The organism is Achromobacter sp., assembly GCF_036567245.1.
Classification (GTDB): domain Bacteria; phylum Pseudomonadota; class Gammaproteobacteria; order Burkholderiales; family Burkholderiaceae_B; genus Achromobacter.
This window is the reverse complement of the sequence record NZ_DATCUY010000216.1, coordinates 1-4,303: the sequence shown is the minus strand read 5'-3', so window position 1 is coordinate 4,303 and position 4,303 is coordinate 1. Positions and strand designations below refer to the sequence as shown.

The following is a 4,303-nucleotide window of genomic DNA, read 5'->3' as shown; positions in this document are numbered from 1 at the left end:
GCCGGCGCCAGCCTGCTGTCGCTGGTCGATCCACTGGTGCGCGCCGGCGCCTGGGCCGCCGGCACCGACGCGCCCGAGAAGACCGAGGTCAAGATCGGCTTCATCCCGCTGACCGATTGCGCCTCGGTCGTGATGGCCTCGGTGCTGGGCCTGGACAAGAAGCACGGCGTGACGATCACGCCCTCCAAGGAAGCCTCCTGGGCCGCCGTGCGCGACAAGCTCATGAACGGCGAACTGGACATGGCGCACGTGCTGTACGGCATGGTCTACGGCGTGCATATGGGCATAGGCGGGCCGAAGAAGGACATGGCCGTGCTGATGAGCCTGAATCAGAACGGCCAGGCCATCACGCTGTCGAACAAGCTGCTGGAAGCGGGCGTGCGCGACGGCGAATCGCTGGCAAAGCTGATGGCGTCCGACAAGCGCGAATACACCTTCGCCCAGACCTTCCCCACCGGCACGCACGCGATGTGGCTGTATTACTGGCTGGCGTCCTACGGCATCCATCCCATGAAGGACGCCAAGGTCATTACCGTGCCGCCGCCGCAAATGGTGGCCAACATGCGCGTGGGCAATATGGACGGCTATTGCGTGGGCGAGCCCTGGGGCGCGCGCGCCATCCTGGACAAGATCGGCTACACGGCCGTCACCTCGCAGGGTATCTGGACGGACCATCCCGAGAAGGTGCTGGGCACGAGCGCGGACTTCGTGTCGCGCCATCCGAACACCGCGCGCGCGGTCACGGCCGCGATACTCGAGGCCGGTAAATGGATCGACGCCTCGCCCGCCAATCGCCAGAAAACCGCCGAGACCATTGCGGCCAAGTCCTACGTCAACACGGATGCCAGCGGTATCGTCGACCGCATGCTGGGCCGCTACGAGGACGGGCTGGGCAAGCGCTGGACCGACGAGCATGCCATGCGCTTTTACGCCGATGGCTCCGCCAACTTTCCGTACCTGAGCGACGGCATGTGGTTCCTGACGCAGCACAAGCGCTGGGGGCTGCTCAAAGAGCATCCGGATTACTTGGCGATGGCCAAACAGATCAACCGCATCGATCTCTACAAGCAGGCCGCGCAGGCCGCCGGCGTGCCGCTGCCGGCCAGTGAGATGCGCAGCTCGAAACTCATCGATGGCGTGGTCTGGGACGGCAGCAACCCTGCGGCCTACGCCGATGGATTCAAGGTCAAGGTCTGAGCGCCGATACAGAAAGGGGGTTGCAATGTCTACCGTAACGAGTATGAGCCGCGGCGATGAATTCATTGCCCTTTGGCGCGAACGCCTGGAGTCCGCGCTGCGGGCCGTGGTGGGGCCCGTGGCGGGCTTCGCATTGTTCGTGCTGGTGTGGCAGGTGGTGGCGCTGCGGATACCGGAAATTCCCACGCCCGGCGTCACCTGGCGCGCGGCGGTCGAACTCTTTTCCGATCCGTTCTACGACAACGGCCCCAATGACAAAGGCATAGGCTGGAACCTGCTGGCTTCGCTGGAACGCGTGGCGATCGGCTTCGGCCTGGCGGCGCTGATCGGGATTCCGGCGGGCTTCGCCATCGGCCGCTATGCGGCGGTGCGGGCCATGTTCTCGCCCATCGTCAGCCTGCTGCGGCCGGTGTCGCCGCTGGCCTGGCTACCGCTGGGACTGTTGCTGTTCAAGGCGGCCAACCCGGCCGCCATCTGGGCCATTTTCATCTGTTCGATCTGGCCCATGATCATCAACACCGCGGTTGGCGTGTCGCGCGTGCCGCAGGACTACCTGAACGTGGCGCGGGTACTGAATCTGTCCGAATGGAAGGTGACCACCAAGGTGCTGTTGCCCGCGGTGCTGCCCTACGTGCTGACCGGCGTGCGCCTGTCCATCGGCACCGCCTGGCTGGTGATCGTGGCGGCGGAGATGCTGACCGGCGGCACGGGCATCGGTTTCTGGCTCTGGGACGAATGGAACAACCTGAAGGTGGAGCACATCGTCATCGCCATTTTCGTGATCGGCATCGTGGGGCTGCTGTTGGAAACCCTGCTGGTCGCGTTGGCCCGTCGTTTCACCTACACCGAGGAATAGCGCCATGAAGAAATACGTACGCATCGAGCGTGTGGGCCAGACGTTCAGCACCCGCAAGGGTGCATTCGTGGCGCTGCGCGACATCGACCTGACCGTGGAGCAGGGCGAGTTCATTACCCTGATCGGCCATTCCGGCTGCGGCAAATCGACCTTGCTCAATCTCATCGCGGGCCTGACCCGCCCCAGCAGCGGCGTGCTGCTGTGCGCGGAGCGCGAGATCACTGGCCCGGGTCCGGACCGCGCCGTGGTGTTCCAGAACCATTCGCTGTTGCCGTGGCTGAGCTGCTTCCAGAACGTGTACCTGGCGGTGGAACGGGTGTTCGGCGCAACGGAAAAGCGCGCGCAGCTGAACGAGCGCACGCGCGCCGCGCTGGAACTGGTGGGCCTGTTGCCGGCGCAGAACAAGCTGCCGCGCGAGATCTCCGGCGGCATGAAGCAGCGCGTGGGCATCGCGCGGGCGTTGGCGATCGAGCCGGGCGTGCTGCTGATGGACGAGCCGTTCGGCGCGCTCGATGCGCTGACTCGCGCGCACCTGCAGGACGAGTTGCTGAAGATCGTCGCCAAGACGCGTACCACCACCATCATGGTCACGCACGACGTGGATGAAGCCGTGCTGCTGTCCGACCGCATCGTGATGCTGACCAACGGCCCGGCCGCGACCATTGGCGAGATCCTGCCAGTGCCCTTGCCTCGTCCGCGCGACCGCGTGCGGCTGGCCAATGACGCGGACTATCTGGCATGCCGCGCGGCGGTGGTGGACTTCCTGCATCGCCGCCATGGCAACCCGGAACGTTCGCAGGCGGCACTCCAGGCCAATGCGGCCATGGCGGCGGATCCGGAGCCGCTTGCCGAGGCCGGCGCATCGCGCGCAGCCGCCTAGGGGTCGCCATGGGCGCGAAGCAGAAACTGGTGGTGGTTGGCAACGGCATGGCGGGCATGCGCACGCTGGAAGAGCTGCTGAAGCTGGCGCCCGATCTGTACGACATCACGGTATTCGGCGCCGAGCCGTATCCCAACTACAACCGCATCCTGCTGTCGCCGGTGCTGACCGGCGAGCAGACCTTGCGGGACATCGTGCTCAATGACGAGGACTGGTACGTCCGCCACGGCATCCGCCTGCTGCTCAAGCGCAAGGTGGTCGCCGTGAATCGCGCGCGCCGGGTGGTCTTGGCCGATGATGGCACCGAAGCGCCTTATGACCGGCTGCTGCTGGCCACCGGCTCGAATCCATTCATCCTGCCGGTGCCGGGCAGCGACCTGGACGGCGTTATCGCCTTTCGCGACATCGGCGACGTGAACCGGATGATAGAGGCGTCGTCGCGCTACCGGCACGCGGTGGTGGTAGGCGGCGGCTTGCTGGGCTTGGAAGCCGCCAATGGCCTGGCCGCGCGCGGCATGGACGTGTCGGTGGTGCATCTGGGGGAGTCGCTGCTGGACCGGCAATTGGACGGAGGCGCCGCAGCCATGCTGCGCCGCGGCCTGGAGGCGCGCGGCCTGAAGTTCCTGCTGGGGCGCCAGACCCGTGAGATCCTGGGCGGCGGCGACGGGCGGGTGCGCGCGCTGCGCTTCGCGGATGGGGAAGAAGTACCGGCGGAGCTGGTGGTCATGGCGGTGGGCGTCAGGCCGAACACCGAGCTGGCCGAGCGTTGCGGGCTGCATGTGAACCGCGGCGTGGTGGTCAGCGATACCTTGCAGACCTATGATCCGCGCGTCTATGCGGTGGGCGAATGCGTGAGCCATCGCGGCACCGCCTACGGGCTGGTCGCGCCCTTGTACGAACAGGCGAAAGTGGCGGCCAACCATCTGGCGCTGCATGGCATCGGCCGCTACGAAGGCAGCCTGACCTCGACCCGGCTCAAGGTCACTGGCATTGACCTGTTTTCCGCCGGCGATTTCCTGGGAGGCCAGCAGACCGAGTCGATCACGCTGGCCGATACCCCCGGCGGCGTCTACAAGAAACTGGTGATCCGCGACGACAAGCTGGTGGGCGCCTGCCTGTATGGCGACACGGCGGACAGCGCCTGGTATGTGCGGCTGATCCGCGAGGGCCAGGGTATCGGCGCCTTGCGCGAGCGGCTCATGCGTGGCGAAGGCGCGGCGGGGGAATAGGGAATGGATGCGCCCATGTCTCGCCGGATCGATATCGTGGACGCGGCGCCGCAAGGCGTGCGTGGGGTGGCGTCGGTGTGCTGCTATTGCGGCACCGGCTGCGGCGTGCGGGTGGAGACGCGCGACGGCGCCGTGCTGCGC

The 4,303-nt window shown here is 66.4% G+C and carries 4 protein-coding genes and 1 pseudogene; all 5 read left to right on the top strand.

The window, feature by feature from the left end; translation table 11 throughout:
* On the top strand, positions 1-1,197 hold a 1,197-nt coding region (locus VIR09_RS09345; RefSeq protein WP_332012605.1), incomplete at its 5' end, for a CmpA/NrtA family ABC transporter substrate-binding protein.
* A gap of 25 nt (positions 1,198-1,222) precedes the next feature.
* A complete protein-coding gene (gene ntrB / locus VIR09_RS09340; RefSeq protein ID WP_332012604.1) occupies positions 1,223-2,053 on the top strand; it encodes a nitrate ABC transporter permease in 831 nt (276 codons plus the stop codon).
* A 4-nt stretch (positions 2,054-2,057) separates the two neighbouring features.
* Positions 2,058-2,933: an ABC transporter ATP-binding protein gene (locus VIR09_RS09335; protein ID WP_332012603.1), complete on the top strand. Its 876-nt coding sequence runs from the start codon at positions 2,058-2,060 to the stop codon at positions 2,931-2,933.
* 8 nt (positions 2,934-2,941) lie between these two features.
* Positions 2,942-4,159: pseudogene (locus VIR09_RS09330) on the top strand (NAD(P)/FAD-dependent oxidoreductase); the annotation flags it as partial.
* Between the two features lie 6 nt (positions 4,160-4,165).
* On the top strand, positions 4,166-4,303 hold a 138-nt coding region (locus tag VIR09_RS09325; protein ID WP_332012606.1), incomplete at its 3' end, for a hypothetical protein.

Coding starts and splice junctions, on each gene's coding strand:
- ntrB (WP_332012604.1), top strand. CDS start 1,223: ATGTCTACCGTAACGAGTATGAGCCGCGGCGATGAATTCATTGCCCTT.
- VIR09_RS09335 (WP_332012603.1), top strand. CDS start 2,058: ATGAAGAAATACGTACGCATCGAGCGTGTGGGCCAGACGTTCAGCACC.